This window comes from Haemophilus sp. HMSC061E01 (assembly GCF_001810345.1).
GTDB lineage: Bacteria > Pseudomonadota > Gammaproteobacteria > Enterobacterales > Pasteurellaceae > Haemophilus_D.
In genome coordinates, this window is record NZ_KV801005.1 from 20336 (window position 1) to 45331 (window position 24996).

Sequence of the window (24996 nt, forward strand, 5' to 3'; positions counted from 1 at the left end):
ACTTACTCAAGTGCGGTCATTTTCTTTTCTAATCGAGATGGAAACAAGCGATTAGCTTACCATCAGGATATTTTTCCAATTTCGGTTGCTCATTTCGACATTTATCAGTCGCTTTCCAACAACGCGGATTAAATGCACAACCTTTTGGTGGATTAATCGGGCTAGGTAATTCGCCCTTTAATTTAATCCGCTGACGACGTAATTCAGGCGATAATCTTGGCGTAGCCGAAAGTAATGCTTGCGTATAAGGATGTTGTGGGTTTTTAAAGATCTGCTCTTTTGTACCCATTTCAACACAGCGACCTAAATACATCACCATCACCTCATCTGCAATGTGTTCAACCACCGAAAGATCATGGGAAATAAACACATAAGATAAACCAAGCTCAGCTTGCAAATCCATCATCAAATTCAGCACTTGCGCACGAACGGACACGTCTAACGCAGAAACGGGTTCATCCGCCACAACCACGTCAGGTTCAAGCATTAAACCACGAGCAATTGCGATACGTTGACGCTGTCCACCCGAAAACATATGTGGATATCGATTATAAAACTCTGCACGCAATCCCACTTTTGCCATCATGGCCAATACTTTTTCTTTACGCTCTTTTGCCGATAGATTGGTATTAATGACTAAAGGTTCTTCCAAAATTGTGCCAATTTTCTTACGCGGATTCAGTGAAGCATAAGGGTTTTGAAACACGATTTGGATTTTCTGACGGCGCAATGCTTTCGTTTCGTGATCATTCTCTAAGAAATTTTTCCCGTTGTAATACAACTCACCTTCTGTCGGTTCTTCTATCATCGTCAAAAGACGACCTAGTGTTGATTTACCACAACCTGACTCACCGACTACGGCAAGGGTTTTGCCTCGTTCTAAGGAAAAAGACACACCATCTAATGCCTTAACTTGCTGTGTTTTCGCAAACATCCCTTTTTTCACAGGATAATATTTTTTCAGCCCAATGGCATTGAGCAATGGTGCATTTTCTTGTGCGACATCAGTCATTGCTAGGTTCTCCTTGGGCATTTAATGGGGTGTGACATTTAACTTGTCGATTTCCTACGTGACGTAATTCAGGTTCCACACTTCGACAAAGATCAGTCGCATACGGACAGCGTGGATTTAATAAACAGCCTTGTGGGCGATCGTATTTACCTGGCACCACACCGGGTAAAGATTGCAAACGAGATTTACCTTCTGCAAACTCTGGTAAAGAACGTAATAACGCTTGGGTGTAAGGATGTTTTGGCTCACGGAAAATATCTTCTGCTCGTCCTTCTTCGACCACTTGTCCTGCATACATCACAATAATACGATGTGCGGCTTCTGCGACTAACGCGAGATCATGCGTGATAAGAATCAACGACATACATTCTTTTTGCTGTAACTCAAGCAGCAAATCTACAATTTGTGCTTGAATAGTCACATCCAATGCGGTGGTTGGCTCATCTGCAATCAGCAATCTCGGTTTACAAGCTATCGCCATAGCAATCATAACGCGCTGGCTCATTCCGCCAGAAAGCTGATGCGGATAAACATCAATACGTGATTCAGGATCAGGTATCCCGACTAGGCGTAATAGCTCTAAGGTGCGCTCACGGCGTTCTTTTTTGCTACCGCCTTGATGCGCTTTAATGGCTTCCATAATTTGGAAACCTACTGTATAAGCAGGATTTAAGCTTGTCATTGGGTCTTGGAAGATCATAGCTATATCAGCCCCAACTAATTCCCGCTTTTCTTTTGCCGGTAAGCTTAAAAGATCTTTTCCTTCAAATTCTAGGCCTTTCGCTGAAACACGCCCTGGAAAATCAATCAACCCCATCACTGCAAGGGAACTCACAGATTTCCCCGAGCCAGACTCGCCAACAATACCTAATACTTCACCTTGATTAACTTGATAGCTAATACGATCCACCGCTTTAAAAGGTGCTTTTTCATCACCAAAGTGAACAGACAGCTCTTTTACATCTAATAATGCCATTCTGCCCCCTATTGTTTTAATTTTGGATCGAGTGCATCACGCAACCCATCGCCCATTAAGTTAAATGCTAAAACAAGCGATAAAATAACTAAACCTGGAATGGTAACCAACCAGTTTGCCGCCTGCATAAAGCTACGTGATTCAGATAACATAGTACCCAATTCTGGTGTTGGTGGTTTTGCGCCGATACCTAAGAAACCTAAAGTCGCTAATTCTAAAATCGCATTAGAAATCCCCATCGTCATTTGTACGATGAGAGGCGCAAGGCAATTCGGTAAAATCACAATAAACATTAAACGTAATACGCTTGCTCCCGCCACTCGTGAAGAGGTAACATAATCTCTGTTTTTCTCATTCAATACCGCCGCACGTGTTAAACGCACATAACTTGGAATGGATACCACAGCAATCGCCAACGTCGCATTCGTTAAAGAGGGCTCTAAAATTGACACCACCACAATGGTTAAAAGCAAGTTTGGGATAGCCAACATGATGTCAATGAAACGAACAATTAATGTATCTAATGCTCCACCATAATAGCCTGCGAGCAAGCCAAGACTCGTTCCTAAAATGCAAGATAAAATGACAATAATGAAACCTGCAAAAACAGAAATCCGCGTACCATAAATAATGCGAGAAAGAATATCTCGACCAATGTCATCCGTACCCAGTAAATAAGCTGAATTGCCGCCTTCATACCACGCAGGCGGTAACAATAGCGCTGAACGATTTTGTTCGATAGGATCAAAAGGTGCAATCCAAGGGGCAAAAATACTGATTAATGCGACGACAAGAATAAAAGTGATCCCAATCACCGCCCCTTTATTTTGTTTGAAATAAAACCAAAACTCCTGCAACGGTGTGCGAGGCGCAATCGTTTCAATAGATAAAGTTTGTTCCGTCATTAATAAGGCTCCTTATTGATGGCGAATACGTGGGTTTACCACGCCATAAAGTAAATCGATCGTCAAATTCACCACAATAATAATTGTAGCGATAATCAACACAGCGCCTTGTAAGACTGGATAATCACGATTAGAAATCGCATCAATAATCCATTTACCAATACCCGGCCATGAGAAAATTGTTTCGGTTAAAACTGCACCGGATAATAACTGTCCTACAATCAATCCCACCACGGTCACAACAGGGATCAGTGCATTACGTAGCGCATGAACAATCACAATTCGGGTATAACTTAAGCCTTTGGCTTTCGCTGTACGAATATAATCTTCACCTAACACTTCCAACATCGAAGAACGTGTCATTCGGGTAATCACCGCAAGTGGAATGGTACCTAGCACAATAGATGGTAGAATCAATGACTTAATGGCATTTACAAAGGCGCCTGGCACGCCTGAAAGCCAAGTATCGATTAACATAAAACCGGTTGGTGTATCGATCCAGAAACTGTCTTCTAAACGTCCCCCTTGTGGTAAATCTAACCAAGGTGAAACATATAAGATCAAAATTAATCCCCACCAGAAAATTGGCATGGAATAACCCGTTAATGACATAGCTGTCACGGTATGAGAAATCCAGCTATCTTTCTTGACGGCAGCAATCGTTCCTAGCGTAATGCCGGCAATTAATGACCAAAATAGTGCAAAGAAAGCCAATTCAAACGTGGCAGGGAAAAGTGTGAAAAACTCAGTCAGAACAGGTTGTTGAGTACGGAATGATTCACCAAAATCGCCTTGTATTACATTACCAATATAATTGAAATATTGCTGATACAACGGTAAATCGAGACCAAGTTGTTTCATCATTTGTTGATGAACTTCTGGCGTTAAACCTCGCTCTCCCATCATGATCTCCACGGGATCCCCCGGAATAAAATGAATGAGCGCAAAAGTCACAAAAGTGATGGCGATAAAGGTAGGAATCACCATCAAAATACGTTTTAAAATAAATTTAAACATCTACTTCCCACATGATAAAAGTGCGGTCATTTCTTCGAATGCTTTCGCACTTGGCACCTTGAGCATAAACATCAATATTCATACTCGTTGCAATAAAATCCTCCCGATTCTACCGCACTTTTTCTAATTTTGCCAAATGTGCAATCAACCACTTAATTCCTTGAGCTTGGAAAGCAATTTGTAAACGGGTGTTATTATCTGAGCCTTCAACGTTTATAACAGTGCCAAAACCAAACTTTTCATGTTTCACTTTTTGCCCCATTTTCCATTCATTTTCTGGCAAACTCGTGCTTAAACTCCCTACTTTCGCTTGGTTTAATGCTCGGGTGACTGTTCCGCGTAAACGGATTTCTTGAATGCACTCTGATGGCAATTCTGCAATAAAACGCGAAGGTAAATGGCGTTCTTCTTTCGTGTAAACACGACGACTTTCAGCATAACAAATGGTAAGTTTTTGCTTCGCTCGAGTAATGCCCACATAAGCAAGACGGCGTTCTTCCTCCAAACGACCAGGCTCTTCAAATGAACGGAAACTTGGGAATACGCCCTCTTCTACCCCCACCATAAATACGCGCGGAAATTCCAAGCCTTTTGCTGAGTGTAAGGTCATCATTTCCACACAAGATTGATGCGGTGAAGCCTGCTCTTCTCCCGCTTCTAAAGAAGCATGAGTTAAAAAGGCGGTAAGATCGGTCATATCCTCTGCTTCATCAGGTTTGATAAATTCTCGGGTTGCCGTCACCAATTCTTCTAAGTTTTCAATACGGACTTCACCTTTCTCGCCTTTTTCCTGTTTATACATATCGTATAAGCCAGAATGTTTAATCACGAAATCAGTTTGTGCAAACAGTGGCATTTCAGCTGTATCCACCTGTAAAGAATTAATCAACTCTTGGAAACGAAGCAATGCGGTTGAAGCGCGTCCCGTTAGCATATTTTCTTGTGTGGCCACTTGCACTGCTTGCCATAAGGTTATTTGACGTTCACGGGTTAAATTTCGTAACACATCTAAAGTACGATCACCAATACCACGCGTAGGCGTATTAATCACACGTTCAAACGCGGCATCATCTTGACGATTATTAATTAAACGTAAATACGCCAACGCATCTTTAATTTCTTGGCGTTCAAAGAATCGCATTCCACCGTAAATACGATAAGGAATTTGACAACGAATCAAGGCTTCTTCAATGACACGAGATTGACTATTACTACGATATAAAACAGCACAATCATCTAATTTTCCACCGTCATCTACCCAATTTTGGATTTGAGACGCCACAAATTTTGCCTCATCTAATTCATTAAATGCTGCATAAATACCTACTGGCTCACCCATTTCACCGTCGGTCCATAAATTCTTACCGAGGCGATCACTATTATTCGAAATAAGTTGGTTGGCACTTTTCAAAATATTGCCAGTAGAACGATAATTTTGTTCCAAACGAATGGTTTCAGCATTGAAATCTTTTAGGAATTTTTGAATGTTTTCGACCTGTGCACCACGCCAACCATAAATGGATTGATCATCATCGCCCACAATCATCACTTTGCCCGTATTACCGGCAAGAATTTTGATCCAAGCATATTGGATTTTATTGGTATCTTGAAACTCATCCACCAAAATGTGCTGAAAACGTTGCTGATAGCGTTGTAAAATTACGGGCTTTTTAGCAAATAATTCATACGCACGAATTAACAATTCAGCAAAATCCACCAATCCCGCACGATCACAAGTATCTTGATAAATTTGATAAATCTTAATCCACTCTTTTTCCTGGCGATCACCAAAATCATTAATATCTTGCGGTCTTAGACCTTCATCTTTTTTATTATTGATATACCAACATGCTTGTTTTGGTGGAAATGCTTTATCGTCATAATTGTGCAATTTCATCAAGCGTTTTACTAAACGAAGTTGGTCTTCAGAATCCAAAATTTGGAAGTCTTGTGGCAAGTTCACATCTAAATGGTGAGCGCGTAATAATCGATGGGCAATGCTATGGAATGTGCCAATCCACATGCCAAATAAATTGGATTGAGCATGTTTGGATAAAGTATCTTGAATACGATGGCGCATTTCAGCAGCGGCTTTATTGGTAAAGGTTACTGCCATAATGCTACCTTCAGAAATATTTTCTACGGCAATCAACCAAGCAATACGATGAGTCAGTACGCGAGTTTTACCACTTCCAGCCCCCGCAAGTACAAGGTAATTACCAAGCGGTGCTGCCACTGCTTCACGTTGTTTATCATTCAAGCCATCAAGTAATTCTGAAATATCCATTGCTCTTATTTTAATCTGGTTAAATTTACAGGGATTATAGTGGGAATTATATTTTTAAACAACCTGATATTTACAAATTTACTCCGTCCCTTTATATTAGCAATATCAAATAATTACTAAATATTGACGAAGTTAAAGGAGACACAATGTCAATAAAAACAACGCTAAAATTAACCGCACTTTCAGCCCTAACCGCCCTCGCGTACACTTCTCACGCACAGGCTGAAGGAAAACTTACCGTCTATTGCAGCGTGCAAAACGTTGTATGCGAAAAAGTCACTCAAGCCTTTAGTAAAAAATACAATGTAGATGCACAATTTGTGCGTAATAGTACTGGTGTAGTGTTAGGCAAAATTAAAGTGGAAAAAGAAAACCCACAAGCTGATTTCTGGTTTGGTGGCACCATTGAACCCCATCTTCAAGCCGCAGAGTTAGGCTTGCTTGAATCCTATCGTTCTCCATTACAAAAAGATATCATGCCGCAGTTTAAATCTTTAATGGATCAACGCGGTAATTTCACCTCTGTGATTTACTTAATGGAACTAGGCATTGGGGTGAATACTAAAAAATTGAAAGAATTGAATATTCCTGCGCCAAAATGTTATGCAGATCTACTAAAACCTGAATATCAAGGGCAAATTCAATATCCCGATCCACGTGTTTCTGGTACGGGTTATTCCCTTATCAGCACTTTTTCCACATTATGGGGAGAAGAAAAAGCTTTTGATTATTTGAAAAAATTAGAGCCAAATCTCATGCAACATACCAAAACAGGCCTTGCGAGCAACTATTTGGCTAACGGTACTGTAGCGATTGATTTAGGTTTTATGTTGGTTTATCCGCGTGAGAAGAAAAATGGTGCGCCAGTTGAAGGCATTTTACCATGCGAAGGCGTAGGCTATTCTTTAGGCGGGGCAAGCATTATTAAAGGAGCTAGAAACCTTGATAATGCCAAGCTATTTATGGATTTCGTGCTAAGCAAAGAAGCACAAGAAATTCCATGGAAAGAATCAGACTCTTACCAACTTCCAACCAATATCCATGCAGAACCTGCACCAGGTTTCCTACCGGCTGGTAAATTAAAACTGGTGGATATTGATTTTATGAAATTTGGTACAGATCAAGAAGGTAAACGCCTCACCCAACGTTGGGTTTCTGAAGTGCTCTTAGAGAGTAAATCGCCAAAAGAATAAAAGGAATAAACAAAAAGTGCGGTCAAAATAAGAATGTTTTTGACCGCACTCGTTTTTATATAGATAAACTAAGCTAAAACCAACCGCTCTTTACCCGCATAGATATTAGCTTTTCCAGGGCGAGCAAAGCCGATAAGGGAAAGATTGTGTTGTTCAGCCATATTGACGGCAAGATCTGTTGCTGCAGAAATTGCAACAAGTAACTCGATGCCACAAGCTACCGATTTTTGGACCATTTCATAACTGGCTCGGCTTGAAACAAGTACGAATCCTTGCGGTTGATTCTGTTTAGCATGCCAGCCGATTAATTTATCTAGTGCCACATGTCGCCCAACATCTTCTCGAATCGCCAGTAAATTACCCGATAAATCAAAAAAGGCGGCGGCATGTGTCGCCCCTGTTTCTTTTCCGAGTGTTTGATTAGCTTGTAATTGTTCTAAACAGCCATCTAATAAATTTAAATTAAATTGGAAAGTGCGGTCTAATTTCGGCAATTTTTTATAAACTTGTGAGATTTGTTCTGTGCCGCAAATGCCACATCCTGTTCTACCTGTTAATGTACGGCGATGATCTTTTAATGCTACAAATTGACGGCTAGATAATTCAATTTGCACTTCAATGCCATTGCATACTTCCACCACATCTATGCCATAAATATCCGCTTTTTTCTCAATAATACCTTCCGCTAATGAAAAGCCTAAAGCAAAATCCTCTAAATCTTGGGGAGAGCACATCATGACGGTATGTGCAATACCATTATAGACAAGTGAAACAGGGACTTCCGCAGCCAAACTATCTTGTTTTTCCACTAAAAGTGAGGTCGGATTTTCAGATGTTTTTTTTAAAAAATTAATTGTTTTTTGGATTATCCAGTGCATTATTTTTTCCCAATAAAATGACTGTTGTAAAAATGTTACTTTTTTTTAACAAAAAATGTTTGTTTTGTGATCTAGCTCAAGTTTTAAAGCGATTATAACAAGTTTTGATTATAGATTTTCGGTTAAAAAATAGTTAAAATCGACTCCGTTTAAATTGGTCATTGTTATAATCAATTTAATGGTTGATACGTTATTTTAACGAAATCAAATAAATTATCTATACGAATTTATACTATCGAAATATCTTAACGGTTCGCCGTTATGAAGGAGTGATTATGCAGGTCTCTAGACGTAAGTTCTTTAAGATCTGTGCAGGTGGTATGGCGGGGACGTCTGCGGCAATGTTGGGTTTTGCACCATCATCTGTCTTAGCGGCACCACGTGAATACAAATTATTACGGGCTTTTGAATCCCGTAACACCTGTACATATTGTGCAGTGAGCTGTGGTATGTTGTTATATAGCACAGGCAAACCTTACGATGCTTTAAGCAGCCATACAGGCACCAATACCCGTTCTAAATTATTCCACCTTGAAGGTGACCCTGACCATCCGGTAAGCCGTGGGGCATTATGTCCTAAAGGTGCGGGCGCGTTAGACTATGTTAATAGTGAAAGCCGTGCATTATACCCTGAATATCGAGCACCGGGTTCGGACAAATGGGTTCGTCTTTCTTGGGAAGAAGCGATCAAACGCGTTTCTCGTTTATTAAAAGATGACCGTGATGCGAACTTCGTTGAAAAAGACGCAAGTGGCAAAACCGTTAACCGTTGGACCTCTACTGGTATTATGACCGCCTCCGCCATGAGCAACGAGGCCGCACTTCTTACTCATAAATGGGTTCGAATGTTGGGCATAGTGCCGATGTGTAACCAAGCGAATACTTGACACGGACCAACGGTAGCAAGTCTTGCTCCATCATTTGGTCGCGGTGCCATGACAAACAACTGGGTTGACATCAAAAACGCCAATCTTATTATTGTTCAAGGTGGTAACCCTGCTGAAGCTCACCCTGTTGGCTTCCGTTGGGCGATCGAAGCGAAGAAAAACGGTGCGAAAATCATCGTGGTTGACCCTCGCTTTAACCGTACAGCTTCTGTAGCTGACCTTCATGCACCAATTCGTTCCGGTTCTGATATCGCATTCTTAATGGGTGTGATCCGTTACTTATTGGAAACTAACCAAATTCAACACGAATACGTTAAACACTATACCAATGCTTCATTCTTAGTTGATGAAGGTTTCAAATTTGAAGATGGTTTATTCGTAGGCTTTGATGAAGAAAAACGTACTTACGATAAATCTAAATGGAATTACCAATTTGATGAAAATGGTAATGCTAAACGTGACATGACCTTACAAGATCCACGTTGTGTGATTAATATCTTGAAAGATCACGTTTCTCGCTATACCCCAGAAATAGTTGAACGTATTACTGGTGTTAAGCAAAAACTCTTCTTACAAATCTGTGAAGAAATTGGTAAAACCTCTGCACCGAATAAAACCATGACGCACTTATATGCGTTAGGCTTTACTGAACATACAATCGGTACTCAAAATATTCGTTCAATGGCTATGATCCAATTACTCTTAGGTAATATGGGGATGCCAGGAGGCGGTATTAATGCATTACGTGGACACTCAAACGTACAAGGTACAACAGATATGGGCTTATTGCCGATGTCTTTACCTGGTTATATGCGTTTACCGAATGACAAAGATACGTCTTACGAACAATACATTAATGCGATTACGCCAAAAGATATCGTACCAAACCAAGTGAACTACTATCGTAATACCTCGAAATTCTTCGTGAGTATGATGAAAACGTTCTATGGTGATAAAGCAACCAAAGAAAATGGTTGGGGTTTCGATTTCTTACCAAAAGCAGACCGCTTATACGACCCTATCACTCATGTTAAGTTAATGAATGATGGCAAATTGAACGGTTGGATTTTACAAGGTTTCAACGTATTAAACTCATTACCGAACAAAAACAAAACTGTTGCAGGTATGAGCAAATTGAAATTCTTAATCGTGATGGATCCGCTTCAAACTGAATCTTCTGAATTCTGGAAAAACTTTGGTGAATCAAACAATGTGAATCCAGCAGATATTCAAACTGAAGTATTCCGTTTACCAACCACCTGTTTCGCAGAAGAAGATGGTTCTATTGCTAACTCTGGTCGTTGGGCTCAATGGCACTGGAAAGGCTGTGACCAACCAGGTGAAGCGTTACCAGATGTTGAAATTCTTTCTATGATTCGTGAAGAAATGCATCACCTTTATCAAAAAGAAGGTGGTCGTGGTATCGAATCTTTCGAAGCGATGACTTGGAACTATGCTCAACCGCATTCACCAAGCTCCACAGAATTAGCGAAAGAATTGAATGGTTACGCGCTTGCTGATCTTCTCGATGCTGATGGCAACGTCATGTATAAAAAAGGTCAATTACTTAACGGATTCGCTCACTTACGTGATGACGGTACAACTTCATCAGGTAACTGGATCTATGTGGGTCAATGGACTGAAAAAGGTAACCAAACCGCAAACCGTGACAACTCTGACCCATCAGGTTTAGGTTGTACATTAGGTTGGGGCTTCGCATGGCCAGCAAACCGTCGTATCCTTTACAGTCGTGCTTCACTTGATATTAACGGTAATCCTTGGGATAAACACCGCCAATTAATCAAATGGAACGGTAAAAACTGGAACTGGTTAGATGTAGCTGACTATGGCACACAACCACCAGGTTCTGATGCAGGTCCATTTATTATGTCTGCAGAAGGTGTTGGCCGTCTATTCGCTGTAGATAAAATTGCGAATGGTCCTATGCCTGAACACTATGAACCAATTGAAAGTCCGATTGACACTAACCCACTACACCCAAGTGTTGTCTCTGATCCGACTGTTCGTATTTATAAAGAAGACCGTGAATTTATCGGTTCAAACAAAGATTTCCCTTATGTGGCAACCACTTATCGTTTGACCGAACACTTCCACAGTTGGACTGCTCAATCTGCGTTAAATATCATCGCTCAACCACAACAATTCGTGGAAATTGGTGAGAAATTAGCAGCAGAAAAAGGCATCCAAAAAGGTGATATGGTGAAAATTACTTCTCGCCGTGGCTACATTAAAGCCGTAGCAGTGGTAACGAAACGTTTGAAAGATTTAGAAGTCGATGGACGTACCGTACATCACGTGGGTATTCCAATTCACTGGAATATGAAAGCCTTAAATGGTAAAGGTAATCGTGGTTTCTCCACCAACACCTTAACACCATCTTGGGGTGAAGCAGTCACTCAAACACCAGAATACAAAACATTCTTGGTAAACATTGAGAAAGCGGAGGCATAATATGGCAGGAAGTGGTCAAGGCGTTCAATCGCAAGACATTATCAAGGTCTCCGCTACGTCTGGTTTAACACCAGCACCTCAAGCGCGTGATCATAAAGTTGAAGTTGCAAAATTAATCGACGTATCCACCTGTATCGGTTGTAAAGCCTGTCAGGTGGGCTGTTCAGAGTGGAATGACATCCGTTCTGATGTTAATGCTCAATGTGTGGGGATCTACGATAACCCAGTAGATCTCAACGCAAAAGCATGGACTGTGATGCGCTTTAATGAAGTGGAAGAAAATGATCGTTTAGAATGGTTAATCCGTAAAGATGGTTGTATGCACTGTTCAGAACCAGGCTGTTTAAAAGCTTGTCCTGCACCTGGTGCAATCATCCAATATGCGAACGGTATCGTGGATTTCCAATCTGATAAATGTATCGGTTGTGGTTACTGTATTGCAGGTTGTCCGTTCAACATTCCACGTATGAACCCTGAAGACAACCGCGTGTACAAATGTACCCTTTGTGTGGATCGTGTTTCTGTAGGCCAAGAACCGGCTTGCGTGAAAACATGTCCAACCGGTGCAATTCGTTTTGGTTCTAAAGAAGAAATGAAACTTTACGCAGAACAACGTGTTGCTGACTTAAAATCACGTGGTTACGAAAATGCAGGTATCTACGACCCTGAAGGCGTAGGTGGTACGCATGTTATGTATGTACTTCATCATGCAGATAAACCAGAACTTTATTCAGGATTACCAAAAGATCCTCAAATCGACCCAACAGTTACCTTGTGGAAAGATATCTTGAAACCGGTAGCCGCTGTGGCAATGGGTGGTTTAGCGCTTGCTGAAATTGGTCACTACTTAGCTGTAGGTCCAAACGTAGAAGAAGACGTGGAAGATCATCACCACGAATTTGAAGAAGAAGATAGAAAAGGGGGCAAAGATGAGTAAGATTGAGATTAGCAATGATACTCGAATCATTCGTCACAGAACGCCTGCTCGTTTTAGCCACTGGCTACTCGTAATCTGCTTCTTTATGACGATGTTCACTGGTGTGGCTTTCTTCTTCCCAGATTTTGCATGGTTAACTGAGATTTTAGGTACCCCGCAACTGGCGCGAGCAATTCACCCGTTCACCGGTATCATTATGTTTGTTGCCTTTATTTTCCTTGGCTATCTTTACTGGGATCACAATATTCCAGAGAAAAACGATATCCGCTGGTTAAAAGGCATGCTTGAAGTATTGAAAGGAAATGAACACGCTGTTGCTTATAATGGTAAGTATAACCTTGGTCAAAAAATGTTATTCTGGACATTGAACTTGGCGATGGTTACCTTGCTTGTAACCGGCATCATTATGTGGCGTCAATATTTCTCACACTACTTCTCTATCCCAGTGTTGCGTTTTGCGATTTTACTTCACTCACTAAGTGCATTCATGTTGTTCACCGGTATCTTGGTACACATGTACATGGCATTCTGGGTGAAAGGCTCCATTCGTGGTATCGTGGAAGGTTGGGTAACCGTTCGCTGGGCGAAAAAACACCACCCTAAATGGTATAACGACGAAGTACTTCCTGAGCTAGAAGAAGATCTTAAAAACGAAGCTGAAGGTAAAAAAGTAAAAACCAAAGCATTGTTCAAAGGTATCAATGGCTAAAATCAAAAAGTGCGGTTAAAATGACCGCACTTTTTCTTATCAATACTTAAGAGACTATTATGAGTATCAAAATCTTATCTGCAGACGAAATCAAACAAAAAACGAATTCATACGATATTCCGCCTGTTTTGTTTGCTAACCCTAAAAATCTTTATCAACGTCGTGCAAAACGTTTAAGAGAATTAGCGAAAGATCATCCATTGGCTGATTATTTACTCTTTGCTGCAGATGTTGTGGAAAGCCAATTAAGCGTATTTGAAAAAAATCCATTAGAAAAACAGCATTTCGATAATTTAGATGAACTTGAACCGTTAAATACTAAAACATTTAAACGCTCAAGCATTTGGATTGAATATCTCAAAGAAATTTTACATAGCATAAAACCAAAAGCAAATGAACAGGTTCTTACTACCATTGAAAATCTTGAAAAAGCCTCAGAGAAAGAGCTTGAAGAGATGGCTAGTCATCTTTTAAACCAAGAATTTAATTTAGTGAGCACAGATAAAGCTGTCTTTATCTGGGCGGCACTTTCTCTTTATTGGTTACAATTGGCTCAACAAATTCCTCATAACAGCCGCCAAGAAGGTATCGATAATTTGCATTACTGCCCTGTTTGTGGTTCTGCCCCTGTTGCTAGTGTGGTACATATCGGTACATCGCAAGGTTTACGTTATTTACACTGCAGTCTCTGTGAAAGCGAGTGGAATTTGGTTCGTGCCCAATGCACTAACTGTAATGAACACAAAAATCTTGAAATGTGGTCATTAAACGAAGAACTTGCTCTCATTCGTGCTGAAACCTGTGGTGATTGCCAAAGCTACTTAAAAATGATGTTCCAGGAAAAAGATCCAAATGTTGAAGCCGTAGCAGATGATTTGGCATCAATTTTCTTAGATATTGAAATGGAAGAAAAAGACTTCGCTCGTAGTGGATTGAATCCATTTATCTTCCCTGCAGAAGAAGTGTAATGTCTTATTTTTAGATAAAGTGCGGTCAAAATTGACCGCACTTTTGCATTCTAGAGATAACATGCCATCACAACAGCATTTTCTCGTCCACCATCCGGTTTAGGATAATAATTCTTACGGATATCAACTTCATTAAATCCCAGCTTTTCATAAAGGAAACGAGCGGGATTCGATTCACGCACTTCAAGCCAAAGGGTTTGAATGCCTTTCTCTTTAAGCTTATCCATTAAACCTTGCAATAAAAACGAACCGTAACCCTTTCCTTGTTGAGTTGGATCTATCGCAATATTGAATAATGTGGCTTCATCTAATACCGTTTGGCAAATTGCAAAACCAAGCACTTGCTCTTTTTCCACTAATTTTAGATTAAGATAACGTTCGCCGACATTATTTTTCAAGGTTCCCAATGACCAAGGCACTAGATGCGCAACTTGTTCAATTTCATATAAGCGATCCATATCGCATTCTTCAATAGGAAATAGAGAAGGCATCATGATTAAATTTGTTGGATTTGTTGCCAAAGCTCACGCTTAGCTTGGCTATTTTGCTGGAATTGTTGCCAATCAACGGAGCGATAAATACGCTCTGCATTTAAGCAATAAGGCAACGCGCGGTCGATTTCATCAGCATTTTCAGCCAATAACCAATACCGCACAGAATGTTGTAAAGTAATATGTTGAATTTGATCGAAATTCAGGCAAAGGCAATCTTCTTTATTTAACTCAAGTGCGAGTCGTATATCTGAAAAAAGTGAGGCGTTTGATATGTTATCTTTCGCCACCACAATAAATTTCACTTGTTCAGACACACTCACACCAACCGCCCCTTGTAATACTTCTGGACGATAGAGCTGCCAACGGGTTATTCCCATTTCATTTAAAAGAAGATTGCGTCTATCCATAGATTAACGAGCGATAGTATCTAGCGGATAATCTCTTAAACCTTTAACAATTGCTTGTTCTTGCGCTTCAGTTGGTTTTTCTTGATACGCTTTTAAGCTACGGAAAGAAAGAATATTTTTCGCTTGATAAATCACCGCGATAAAACGTTGAAAATCTTTACCATCACAAGCATAGTAAACATCTGAAGCGCTTCCAATTGTTTTTAACTCACATACTTTTTTATTGGCATCAAGATATTTTGTTGTTAATGCTGGAACATGTGAAAGGTCTTTTAAGTAGTAGGTTTCACTAGTGATAAATTTACGATTGCTACGATCCACACTTGCCGCACCACTTAAAAAACGCGGATCTTCTGATTTATCAAAGGCTTTCGTTTGTTTATAGAATTTCTCACCATTAAATGTGACTTCTTCGTTACCCTTTTTGATTCGCTCAAATTGCGCATCTAAACTTTGTGCTTGTGCAGCAGGTAATTCTACAGTTGAAGTAGTTGGTAAGGTTGAAGTTTGTTGTTTTCCTCCCTTACTTTGAAGTTGTTCAATTAATTGACAGCCAGACAATAAACTTGCCATTGCGACTGCGGTGATGATTTTTTTCATAAATAATTCCTTAATAAATACGTTTAAATCGTTATCTTTTGTTAGAATAACACGTAATTTTAACCAATAACCCACAGGATTTAAAGCGTGATTTCTCTCGAAAGCGAAGTTTTACAACGCCACCTTCCCCTTTTTAACGGTAAATCAATTCTTCTTACCGGTGGCATTAATGATGATTTTCCTCAAATATTGAAAAAACATTGCCAATCTGTGCAGATTTGGAGCTGGTATTTTGATTATGCTAAAACCCAAAGTGCGGTCAATTTTGAGGTTGAATTTCAACCGCAAGCTGATTTGATTATTTATTATTGGACGAAGAATAAACAAGAAGTGAATTTTCAGCTGATGCAACTACTCGCCAAAAGTAAAATTGGTCAAGAAGTATTGATTATCGGTGAAAATCGTTGTGGCGTCCGTTCAGCTGAAAAACTGTTTGAACCTTATGGTGAAATTGGCAAAATCGATTCAGCGCGTCGTTGTGGCTTATATCATTTTTCCTTACAAAAACAACCGCACTTTGACCTTCAATCTTATTGGAAATGCTACCAAAATGATGCATTAGGCGATCTCCGTATTTTCAGCTTGCCGGGTGTATTCAGTGCCAATGAACTTGATAATGGAACGTCACTTCTACTTTCCACTTTAACGTCACCAATTCAAGGCAAAGTATTAGACGTTGGTTGTGGTGCGGGTGTCATTGGTTCAATGATCAAAAAACATCACCCTAAAGCGGATGTCACAATGACTGATATTCATGCAATGGCAATTCAATCTGCTCGCCAAACGCTTGCTGAAAATCAACTTGAAGGCCGGGTTATTGCAAGCGATGTGTTTTCCCATATTGAAGGGAAATTTGATCTGATCATTTCAAACCCGCCTTTCCACGATGGAGTCGATACTGCTTATCGTGCAGTGAAAGAACTTATTCAACAAGCAAAATGGCATTTGACGGCCGGTGGTGAACTTCGTATTGTTGCTAATGCATTTCTGCCCTATCCCGATTTATTAGCGCAACATTTCGGTAAATTTGAAGTCCTTGCTCAAACCACCAAATTTAAAGTGTATTCCGTGAGAAATTAAGGAGAAAACAATGTTTGTAACCAGTTCAGCCATTCAAAATGGTGCTTTTGAAGACAAATATGGCAAACGCGGCACACAATTTAGCCCAAATGGTATGCCGACCTACTCTATTCCATTTGAAATTCACGATGCCCCTCAAGGCACTAAATCCTTTGCGGTTGTCTTAGAAGATAAAGATGCAATTACGGCAAGTGGCTTTGTGTGGATTCATTGGCTTATTGCGGATCTTGAACGTACCGTTATCCAAGAAAATGAAAGCCAAACCGCAACAGATTATGTACAAGGTGCAAATACTTGGGCGAGTAAATTAGGTCAATTTGATATCGAAGAAGCCTCATTCTATGGTGGTATGGCGCCACCAAACTGCTTGCATCGTTACGAGCTTATTGTGTATGCGCTCGATACCAAACTTAACCTTAAACCGGGATTCCGTTTTAATGATCTACATTTTGCGATGCAAGGGCATATTTTAGATCAAGCTGTGGTGATGGGCACTTATGATGTTTAATCACTTATAGTTCATCCTAAAAACACCATAAAAAATGACCGCACTTCAACAAAGTCGGTCATTTCTTTTAGGATTTTATAACGTGATTTTATTCGCGTCTTGCACTAATTTCGCGTGTGCTTTTTTCTGTTCTTTCATCTTATTGCTCGTTTCACGGCGTAAAGTAGAAAGTTCCGCATTGCGAATGTTGTACTCATCCACACGGCCTTCATAATCATCACGCATATTTTCGATAATCGCACGAACATCTTCAATGCTCATATCATCACGAATATATTGATTTAAGTTATCTAACAATAAGACACGTTTTTGGTTATCACGAATTTTACGGTTGTTGTCTTCAATGTCACGCTTAAGTTTATTTTTTAAACGATATAAACGCACATACTCTAATACTTCTTGGAAGGATTTATTTACATTTCCCATGATCGACTCTCTCAAAGTTAAAAATAAACTTCGGGTAATGTAGCCTTTTTTTTCGTCCCCGTCAAAAGCTTAAATTTAAATTGATGGATTAGATCAAAAAACTGTTTGATTTAGTTGATTATCCTATTCGGTAGTGGTAAAAATGAAGAATCTATTCAAAATAAAATAAGGAAACACAATGTCAAAAGTTTTTAATTTTAGTGCTGGTCCAGCCATGATTTTCCCTGAGGTACTACACAAAGCACAAGCTGAGCTAACTAACTGGCTTGGTCAAGGTGTGTCTGTGATGGAAGTCAGCCACCGTGGCAAATATTTTATGGAATTGATTACTCAAGCAGAAAAAGATCTGCGCGAGGTATATAACATTCCAGATAATTATCGCGTGTTATTCCTACAAGGTGGCGCACGTGGTCAATTTGCGGCATTACCGATGAACCTAATTGGTGAGAAAGGCAAAGCACTTTACTTAAATAGCGGTCACTGGTCTGCAACTGCAGCGAAAGAAGCGCGTAACTTTGCTGAAATTGATGAAATTACCATTGTGGAAAATGGTGATCACACTCGCATTACCAACCTTGATTTCAGCGACATTGCGGAACAATACGATTACGTTCACTATTGTCCAAATGAAACCATCAGTGGTGTTGAAATTTTTGATGTACCGAATGTGGGTAATGCGGTACTTGTAGCCGATATGTCATCTAATGTGCTCTCTCGCGAAATTGACATTAGCAAATTCGGTGTCATTTACGCGGGTGCACAAAAAAATCTTGGTCCAGCAGGGATTACACTTGTGATTATTCGCGATGATTTAATTGGTCATGCTCGCCAAGCGACACCATCAATTTGGAATTACGCCACACAACGTGATGCTGATTCTATGATCAATACTCCACCAACATTTGCTTGGTATCTCTGTTCATTGGTCTTCAAACACATTCAAGCGATTGGTGGCTTAAAAGAAATTGCAAAACGTAACGCAGTGAAAGCACAAACCCTTTATGATTACATTGATAGCAGCAAACTCTATCGTAACGTAGTGGCTAAAGAAAACCGTTCAACCATGAATGTCACATTTGTGACAGGCAATCCTGAACTTGATGCTAAATTTGTTGCAGAATCGACAGCTGCCGGTCTTCAAGCCTTAAAAGGTCACAAAGTGTTAGGTGGTATGCGTGCATCTATCTACAATGCAATGCCATTAGAAGGTGTACAAGCGCTCATTGAATTCATGAAAAAATTTGAAGCTGAAAACAGCTAGTTATCTGATTCATTAAACTCAACGTGCGGGCTGAAAGGCCCGCTCGTCTTTATAAGGAAAGCATATGCAATACATCAACGTTGCCAATCAAGGCGTAAAATCTCTTTCACCTTACCAAGCCGGAAAACCCATCGAAGAACTCGAACGTGAATTAGGCATTACTGATATCGTTAAACTGGCCTCAAATGAAAACCCTTTCGGCTTTACTGAAAGTGCGAAAAAAGCCATTCAAGCCCAACTTGATCATTTAACTCGCTATCCTGATGCGAATGGTTTTGAACTTAAAGCAACTATTGCAAAAAAATTTGGTGTGCAACCAAACCAAATCACCCTTGGCAATGGTTCTAACGATTTATTAGAGCTCTTTGCTCATACCTTTGCGGCTGAGCATGATGAAGTGATTTATTCACAATATGCCTTTATTGTTTACCCTTTAGTGACCAAAGCTATTAACGCCGTCGCTAAAGAAATCCCTGCTAAAGATTGGGGACATGATTTAAACGGATTTTTGACCGCACTTTCAGATAAAACCAAACTGATTTTTATTGCCAATCCAAACAACCCAACGGGGAATTTCTTAACGGAAGCAGAATTAGATGCTTTCTTAGCCAAAGTCCCTGAAAATGTGATTGTGGTATTAGATGAAGCGTATACTGAATTTACTCATCCAAGCGAACGCGTTAATTCTTTTGCATTACTGGAAAAATACCCGAACCTTATCGTTTCACGCTCTCTATCAAAAGCTTATGGTTTGGCAGGTTTACGCATTGGCTACGCGGTCTCTAATCCTGAAATTGCAGATTTATTAAACCGTGTTCGTCAGCCATTTAATTGTAACAGTCTCGCTTTAACTAGCGCGATTGCAGTGATGAATGATGATGCTTTTGTCGAAAAAGTGGCGGAGAATAATCGCCAAGAAATGAAACGTTATGAAGCCTTCTGTCAACAATATGGCTTAGACTTTATTCCGTCTAAAGGTAACTTTATTACCATTGATTTTAAACAGCCTGCCGCACCAATTTATGATGCATTATTACGTGAAGGCGTGATTGTACGCCCAATTGCAGGTTATGGCATGCCAAATCACTTACGCATCAGCATTGGCTTACCACAAGAAAATGACAAATTTTTTACTGCACTTGTTAAAGTGCTGAATTTAGGAAAATAAAAATAAGGCGCTTTCTTTTAACTAGAAAGCGCCTTTTTATTTATTCAGGGAAAATCTCATTCAATATCAATGCAATTCCATCATCATTATGCGAAGCCGTGACACGATTTGCGGCTTGTTTAATTTCATCGGGTGCATTGCCCATTGCAACGCCTAATCCTACGCTTTCTAGCATATCTAAATCGTTAAAGTTATCACCGAAAGCAACACATTCTTCCATCTTCACATGAAAGTAATCTTCGAGAAAACGTACTGCATTGCCTTTTGTCGCGGATTTATGCATCACTTCAAGGAAATTCGCATGAGAACGGCAAATACTTAAATGCGGGAATTTCTCTTTTAGGATTTTCTCAATGCTAATCACCTCATCCGTTTCTCCAATGATTTGAATTTTATGCGGAGAATAAACCGCACTTTCATCATAAGGATCGATCTGGATGCCCGTTACGCTACGTTCATAAATCACCCATTTATTATCTAAATCTCTAGCAACGCAATCATCATAAGTATAATAATTCACACCCAACGCAGGATGGTCTGCTAATACTTGATTAATGGCTTGAATATCAGCAGGATCAATTTGTACTGAATAAATAGGCTTAGCGTTTTTATCTAAAATTAAGGCTCCACTAAATGCCACAATGATGTTGTAATTTTCAATGAGTTTCGCATAAGGCCAAATACCAAGCGGCGAACGCGCAGAGATTGGTGTAAATGGAATACCTTGTTTGGTAATGCGTTGAATTGCGTCTAAGGTTTTAGGCGAAATTCGATGATCAGAAGTTAATAAGGTACCATCAAAATCACTGAATACGGCTTTATACATAATTGCTCCAAATCGTCATTATTTTTCTGAAAGGTAAGGGTCAGCAAAGCCCAACCCCTGCATAATTTCAGTTTCTAAACTTTCCATTTCTTCGGCTTCATCATCGTCAATGTGATCGTAACCCAGCAAATGTAAGCTACCATGCACAATCATATGCGCCCAATGTGCCATTAAAGGCTTTTCTTGCTCGATAGCTTCGCGTTCTACTACCTGGCGACAAATCACCAAATCGCCCAACAGCGGTAATTCCACTTCGTCAGGACATTCAAAAGGGAAAGACAACACATTGGTTGGACGATCTTTTCCACGATAAGTCAAATTCAAGTCATGACTTTCTGCTTCATCTACAATGCGTACCGTCATTTCGACATTATCACTTTCTGGTTGCACTGCGGCGGTTGCCCATTGTAGGATTTGCTCTTCTGACGGCAAGCCTTCTGTATTTTCGCTCGCCAATTGCAGATCTATAATCATATTGCCCATATTATTCTCCTAAATTCGTTTCATTTTCTAACCGCACTTTTTGCTCACGTTCAGCTCGACGCTGCGCAGCGATTTCTTGACGGCGGATTTCATCTTGGGCTTCCCATTCTTCGTAAGCTTGTACCACTTTTGCCACCACAGGATGTCGTACAATATCTTTACTCTCAAAATAGTTAAAGCTTAACTCTGACACTTTGCTTAACACTTCCATGGCGTGACGTAAACCCGATTTGGTGCTGCGCGGTAAATCGATTTGGGTTACATCCCCTGTAATCACGGCTTTAGAATTAAAACCAATACGGGTCAAAAACATTTTCATTTGTTCGACCGTCGTATTTTGGCTTTCATCTAGAATGATAAAGCTATCATTGAGTGTACGCCCACGCATATAAGCTAATGGCGCGATTTCAATCACATTACGCTCCATCAATTTTTGTACGCGTTCGAAGCCTAACATTTCAAATAACGCATCATAAAGTGGTCGTAAATAAGGTTCAATTTTTTGGCCTAAATCACCCGGTAGGAAACCTAATTTTTCGCCAGCTTCCACCGCAGGACGAGTCAGCAAAATGCGACGAATTTCTTGGCGTTCTAATGCTTCAACTGCCGCTGCTACGGCTAAAAAGGTTTTCCCTGTACCAGCGGGGCCAATCCCAAAACTAATATCGTGCGTAAGAATATTATGTAAATATTGAATTTGATTTTCACCACGCGGTTTAATCAAACCACGCTTGGTTTTAATTGTGGTGCTATAGACGTGATTTTCACTACGTGACTCACTTCCCGCTTGCGATAACATTCTGCTCTCTTGCAAGGCAATATGCACATCTTCTAAATCAAGTTCTTTCACTTTCCCTTTAATTGGTGCAGTCTCCACATATAATGTTTGGATTAATTTAGCCGCACGATCAATTAATTGTTCATGGTGAGATTTGGGATTTTCATCATTTGATTTCACGGTAAAAGTGAAGTTATTGCGAGAAATATTGAGGTTAAATTCTTTTTCAATCAGTTTGATATTTTCATCGAATGCACCACAAAGAGATTGCAGACGATCATTTTCTTGAGGCTCGAGGGTAAAAGTTGTCATTAAATTTCGTTTTAGAATGGTGAATACTGTCTCCATTTTAGCCTAATTACGATGAATGTAAAACGGGCTTCACCAACTGATGAAGCCCGATAACCAAATTAAGGCAATTCAGGGAAAAGCATCTTAATCACATTCATTGTCAATCGTCGAGATTGTCCACTAAATGGAAAAATATGCATCATCATCATAGGATTAAAGTTTGCCTCAATCACACCCCACGAACGTAAACTCGGTTCTGCCGGCTGTTTCAAATCAGGAATAATTAAATCTACGCCACAAACTGCCGCCCCCATTGCCTTGCTAATCCCTACCGCAATTTCTTTGTAACTGGCATGCATTTCATCTGTCATATCAATAGAATCGCCGCCTGTACTAATATTGGAATTCGCACGTAATTGGACAAGTTGATCTTTCGCTGGAATAGAATCCACGGTTAAACCTTGTTCCTTAAGCTGCAACTGCTCAATATCCCCTAATGCAATTTTTTTCAATGGTGTACGACTGCCATCACCCCGTAAAGGATGATCATTTTTATCCGCAACTAATTCAGCGACGGTATGTACACCATCTCCAATGACATTTGCTGGAACGCGTAATAAGACGGCTAAGGTTTGATCACCCAGCACAAAGAAACGATATTCGGTGCCTTGTAGATAATCTTCAACCATGATTTCTTTATCTTCACGGAAAGCAATTTCTACTGCTTTTGCAAAATCTTCTCTATTCGTTACACTTTGTTGGAAAATACTGATCCCTAAACCAAAATTCGTTGATTTTGGCTTAATCACGACGGCTCGATTCTCAAAAAGTGGGAAATTTTCTACCGCACTTTTCACATCGGTAAACTCGATACTTTGCGGTACATTAAATCCGGCTTTTGCTAAGACTTTCTTCGTCACTACTTTATTTTCCATGATGAGTGGAGAAATATAGCTATCGTGAGAAGTCATATTACCGTTTTTGACATATTCCAAATGATCGCCAAATTGAAGACTGATAAATTGATCGCGTTCATCTAAAATCTCAATCTTTAATCCTTTTTTAATTGCATCAAACAATAACGCCTGTGTGGACAGTTCCATATTATCAAACGCACTTAATGCATAAAAACGTTCAAAGGCTTTTGCTTTATTGGATTGCGCGATATCCGCCCCTAACTGTTGGTAACTGCCAACCTGTTCAATTGCCGCGACTACTTTCGCACAAAGCGTTTGGTTTGGATCCGCAAATTGCCCTAATTTGTCTTTAACAATCGTTTTAATCTCATCACTCACATTGAGTTGCTCAAGCATTTTGAGCATTTCAAGGAGGACTAATTCCCCTTCTACCGCATAAACACTCAGTTCTCTTGGGTCTTCCCATGCCACTTCAGCAAGACGTGCTTTACCTAATTTAATGCCTTCTTGATCAGCGGTATCATCAAGCCATGCCATTAACAAAATAAAATAATGAATGAATTTCGCATCAGCAAGTTCCATTCCATAAGGTGCAAACGGATTGAGATCAAACAAACGGAATTCCAAGTATTGGATTCCTTTTTCAAGTAAATCTCGCGCTTTTTTAGCACCACGCAAACGTACACTTGAGTAAAACTCTTTTTCCGCAATCAAATCACCCGATTTCACCCAACGTTCTAACGTCTCAACATACTCTTGCAAACTGTCATAAGAGACAGAGATCTTTGGATCATTCACATAACCATATTTCCCTGAACGTAAACTCCGCACATATTGATGCGGTTTAAGGGGGGAATTGTCTCTGAAATATTTTTCCTCTACCGTCGGTGTCGCAGAAAACAGATAAAGCAGAATCCATTGATAGCGTAAGAAGTTTTTTGCTATTTTTAGGTAAAAATCATTTTGAAAATCAACCGCACTTTGTGTTTCATTTTGTGCATGAAATAAGGCATCAATAAACTTAGGATCAATTTGAAAATTGTAATGAATACCGCTGACCATTTGCTTATATTTACCGTAAGACTGGACTAAATGCTCACGATAAGCCACATCTTCCTGATTATCTAATTGTGCAACCTTAATTTGCTCTTCTGGCGGTAACCCTGCAGGCATACTGAATGGAAAAATAAATTCATCCTCTGGTAAAGTTCGCAGAGTTACTTCATGAATAGCTGAAAGCCACCGTAATGTATCCTCTAATTTTTTCATTGGGGGAGTCACCAATTCCAACTGACTTTCTGCAAAATCTGTTTGAATGTAAGGGTGGAAACGACGATTACCAAAAGCTTTGGGGTGCAATGATGTCACTATTGAACCATCTGCATGCACCCGTTGACTTTCCTTTTCAATCCCAAATGACCCTTGCTGAAATAAGAGCTCTAGGTGATGTTGTTTAATGATTTGCTGAATATTCATATCCGTCCTTATTAGAAATTTCCACCTGACATTATGGAGA

The 24996-nt window shown here is 39.9% G+C and carries 23 protein-coding genes; 9 read left to right on the forward strand and 14 right to left on the reverse strand.

The annotated features are described in order from the left end of the window. Nucleotides 1–28: 28 nt before the first annotated feature. The 5 genes from HMPREF2732_RS03515 to uvrD form a co-directional block, all read right to left on the reverse strand. On the reverse strand, nucleotides 29–1012 hold the full coding sequence (locus HMPREF2732_RS03515) for a peptide ABC transporter ATP-binding protein (protein WP_049384063.1): 984 nt from the start codon (nucleotides 1010–1012) through the stop codon (nucleotides 29–31). After that, nucleotides 1005–1988: a dipeptide ABC transporter ATP-binding protein gene (gene dppD, locus HMPREF2732_RS03520; protein ID WP_070591182.1), complete on the reverse strand. Its 984-nt coding sequence runs from the start codon at nucleotides 1986–1988 to the stop codon at nucleotides 1005–1007. The genes HMPREF2732_RS03515 and dppD overlap by 8 nt, the downstream gene beginning before the upstream one ends. An 8-nt stretch (nucleotides 1989–1996) precedes the next feature. Further along, nucleotides 1997–2893 carry an ABC transporter permease subunit gene (locus HMPREF2732_RS03525; RefSeq protein ID WP_070591186.1) on the reverse strand — a complete coding sequence of 299 codons (897 nt, stop codon included), beginning with the start codon at nucleotides 2891–2893 and terminating at the stop codon, nucleotides 1997–1999. A 12-nt stretch (nucleotides 2894–2905) separates the two neighbouring features. After that, nucleotides 2906–3910, reverse strand: coding sequence for an ABC transporter permease subunit (locus HMPREF2732_RS03530; RefSeq protein WP_070583213.1), 1005 nt, complete (start codon nucleotides 3908–3910; stop codon nucleotides 2906–2908). A gap of 109 nt (nucleotides 3911–4019) precedes the next feature. Beyond that, on the reverse strand, nucleotides 4020–6197 hold the full coding sequence (gene uvrD / locus HMPREF2732_RS03535; RefSeq protein WP_070591189.1) for a DNA helicase II: 2178 nt from the start codon (nucleotides 6195–6197) through the stop codon (nucleotides 4020–4022). 146 nt (nucleotides 6198–6343) lie between these two features. On the opposite strand from uvrD, the gene HMPREF2732_RS03540 reads away from it, so the two are divergent. Next, a complete protein-coding gene (locus HMPREF2732_RS03540) occupies nucleotides 6344–7390 on the forward strand; it encodes an ABC transporter substrate-binding protein (protein WP_070591191.1) in 1047 nt (348 codons plus the stop codon). 68 nt (nucleotides 7391–7458) lie between these two features. Here HMPREF2732_RS03540 and fdhD read toward each other — a convergent pair whose 3' ends face one another. Then, the gene (fdhD, locus tag HMPREF2732_RS03545; protein WP_070591194.1) at nucleotides 7459–8268 is read right to left on the reverse strand and encodes a formate dehydrogenase accessory sulfurtransferase FdhD; all 810 of its coding nucleotides are present in this window, start codon (nucleotides 8266–8268) and stop codon (nucleotides 7459–7461) included. A gap of 275 nt (nucleotides 8269–8543) precedes the next feature. On the opposite strand from fdhD, the gene fdnG reads away from it, so the two are divergent. From fdnG to fdhE, 4 genes are read left to right on the forward strand one after another with little or no spacing between them, the layout of a single operon-like run. After that, a complete protein-coding gene (gene fdnG, locus HMPREF2732_RS03555; protein WP_148129035.1) occupies nucleotides 8544–11627 on the forward strand; it encodes a formate dehydrogenase-N subunit alpha in 3084 nt (1027 codons plus the stop codon). 1 nt (nucleotide 11628) lies between these two features. Continuing rightward, nucleotides 11629–12564 carry a formate dehydrogenase subunit beta gene (gene fdxH / locus HMPREF2732_RS03560; protein ID WP_070591200.1) on the forward strand — a complete coding sequence of 312 codons (936 nt, stop codon included), beginning with the start codon at nucleotides 11629–11631 and terminating at the stop codon, nucleotides 12562–12564. Next, a complete protein-coding gene (locus HMPREF2732_RS03565) occupies nucleotides 12557–13273 on the forward strand; it encodes a formate dehydrogenase subunit gamma (RefSeq protein WP_070591202.1) in 717 nt (238 codons plus the stop codon). Before fdxH ends, HMPREF2732_RS03565 begins: the two co-directional genes overlap by 8 nt. A 59-nt stretch (nucleotides 13274–13332) precedes the next feature. Then, on the forward strand, nucleotides 13333–14241 hold the full coding sequence (gene fdhE / locus HMPREF2732_RS03570; protein ID WP_070591204.1) for a formate dehydrogenase accessory protein FdhE: 909 nt from the start codon (nucleotides 13333–13335) through the stop codon (nucleotides 14239–14241). A gap of 50 nt (nucleotides 14242–14291) precedes the next feature. Here fdhE and rimI read toward each other — a convergent pair whose 3' ends face one another. From rimI to HMPREF2732_RS03585, 3 genes are read right to left on the reverse strand one after another with little or no spacing between them, the layout of a single operon-like run. Next, on the reverse strand, nucleotides 14292–14732 hold the full coding sequence (rimI, locus tag HMPREF2732_RS03575) for a ribosomal protein S18-alanine N-acetyltransferase (RefSeq protein WP_070591956.1): 441 nt from the start codon (nucleotides 14730–14732) through the stop codon (nucleotides 14292–14294). A gap of 5 nt (nucleotides 14733–14737) precedes the next feature. Then, nucleotides 14738–15142 (reverse strand): DNA polymerase III subunit psi, encoded by a 405-nt coding sequence (locus tag HMPREF2732_RS03580; protein WP_070591206.1) that lies wholly within the window; start codon nucleotides 15140–15142, stop codon nucleotides 14738–14740. A 3-nt stretch (nucleotides 15143–15145) separates the two neighbouring features. Beyond that, on the reverse strand, nucleotides 15146–15742 hold the full coding sequence (locus HMPREF2732_RS03585) for a hypothetical protein (RefSeq protein WP_070591208.1): 597 nt from the start codon (nucleotides 15740–15742) through the stop codon (nucleotides 15146–15148). 87 nt (nucleotides 15743–15829) lie between these two features. On the opposite strand from HMPREF2732_RS03585, the gene rsmC reads away from it, so the two are divergent. Continuing rightward, nucleotides 15830–16822, forward strand: coding sequence for a 16S rRNA (guanine(1207)-N(2))-methyltransferase RsmC (gene rsmC / locus HMPREF2732_RS03590; RefSeq protein ID WP_070591211.1), 993 nt, complete (start codon nucleotides 15830–15832; stop codon nucleotides 16820–16822). 10 nt (nucleotides 16823–16832) lie between these two features. Next, nucleotides 16833–17330: a YbhB/YbcL family Raf kinase inhibitor-like protein gene (locus HMPREF2732_RS03595; protein WP_005696405.1), complete on the forward strand. Its 498-nt coding sequence runs from the start codon at nucleotides 16833–16835 to the stop codon at nucleotides 17328–17330. A gap of 75 nt (nucleotides 17331–17405) precedes the next feature. On the opposite strand, the gene HMPREF2732_RS03600 is transcribed toward HMPREF2732_RS03595, so the two are convergent. Then, entirely contained in the window at nucleotides 17406–17756 is a 351-nt protein-coding gene (locus tag HMPREF2732_RS03600; protein ID WP_070591213.1) for a DUF496 family protein, read from the reverse strand. A gap of 178 nt (nucleotides 17757–17934) precedes the next feature. Here HMPREF2732_RS03600 and serC point away from each other — a divergent pair, with 178 nt between their 5' ends. Both serC and hisC read left to right on the forward strand, forming a co-directional pair. Beyond that, complete coding sequence (serC, locus tag HMPREF2732_RS03605) at nucleotides 17935–19017, forward strand: 3-phosphoserine/phosphohydroxythreonine transaminase (RefSeq protein ID WP_065243376.1); 1083 nt, start codon at nucleotides 17935–17937, stop codon at nucleotides 19015–19017. Nucleotides 19018–19081: 64 nt separating this feature from the next. Then, nucleotides 19082–20185 (forward strand): histidinol-phosphate transaminase, encoded by a 1104-nt coding sequence (gene hisC / locus HMPREF2732_RS03610; protein WP_070591215.1) that lies wholly within the window; start codon nucleotides 19082–19084, stop codon nucleotides 20183–20185. 40 nt (nucleotides 20186–20225) lie between these two features. Here hisC and HMPREF2732_RS03615 read toward each other — a convergent pair whose 3' ends face one another. The 4 genes from HMPREF2732_RS03615 to gshAB all read right to left on the reverse strand — a co-directional run bounded on the left by HMPREF2732_RS03615 (nucleotide 20226) and on the right by gshAB (nucleotide 24956). Next, entirely contained in the window at nucleotides 20226–21011 is a 786-nt protein-coding gene (locus HMPREF2732_RS03615; RefSeq protein ID WP_070591219.1) for a Cof-type HAD-IIB family hydrolase, read from the reverse strand. Nucleotides 21012–21029: 18 nt separating this feature from the next. Beyond that, the gene (gene ybeY, locus HMPREF2732_RS03620) at nucleotides 21030–21494 is read right to left on the reverse strand and encodes an rRNA maturation RNase YbeY (protein ID WP_070591221.1); all 465 of its coding nucleotides are present in this window, start codon (nucleotides 21492–21494) and stop codon (nucleotides 21030–21032) included. Nucleotide 21495: 1 nt separating this feature from the next. Beyond that, on the reverse strand, nucleotides 21496–22584 hold the full coding sequence (locus tag HMPREF2732_RS03625; RefSeq protein ID WP_070591223.1) for a PhoH family protein: 1089 nt from the start codon (nucleotides 22582–22584) through the stop codon (nucleotides 21496–21498). Nucleotides 22585–22682: 98 nt separating this feature from the next. Then, entirely contained in the window at nucleotides 22683–24956 is a 2274-nt protein-coding gene (gene gshAB, locus HMPREF2732_RS03630) for a bifunctional glutamate--cysteine ligase GshA/glutathione synthetase GshB (RefSeq protein ID WP_070591226.1), read from the reverse strand. Between the last annotated feature and the right edge of the window lie 40 nt (nucleotides 24957–24996).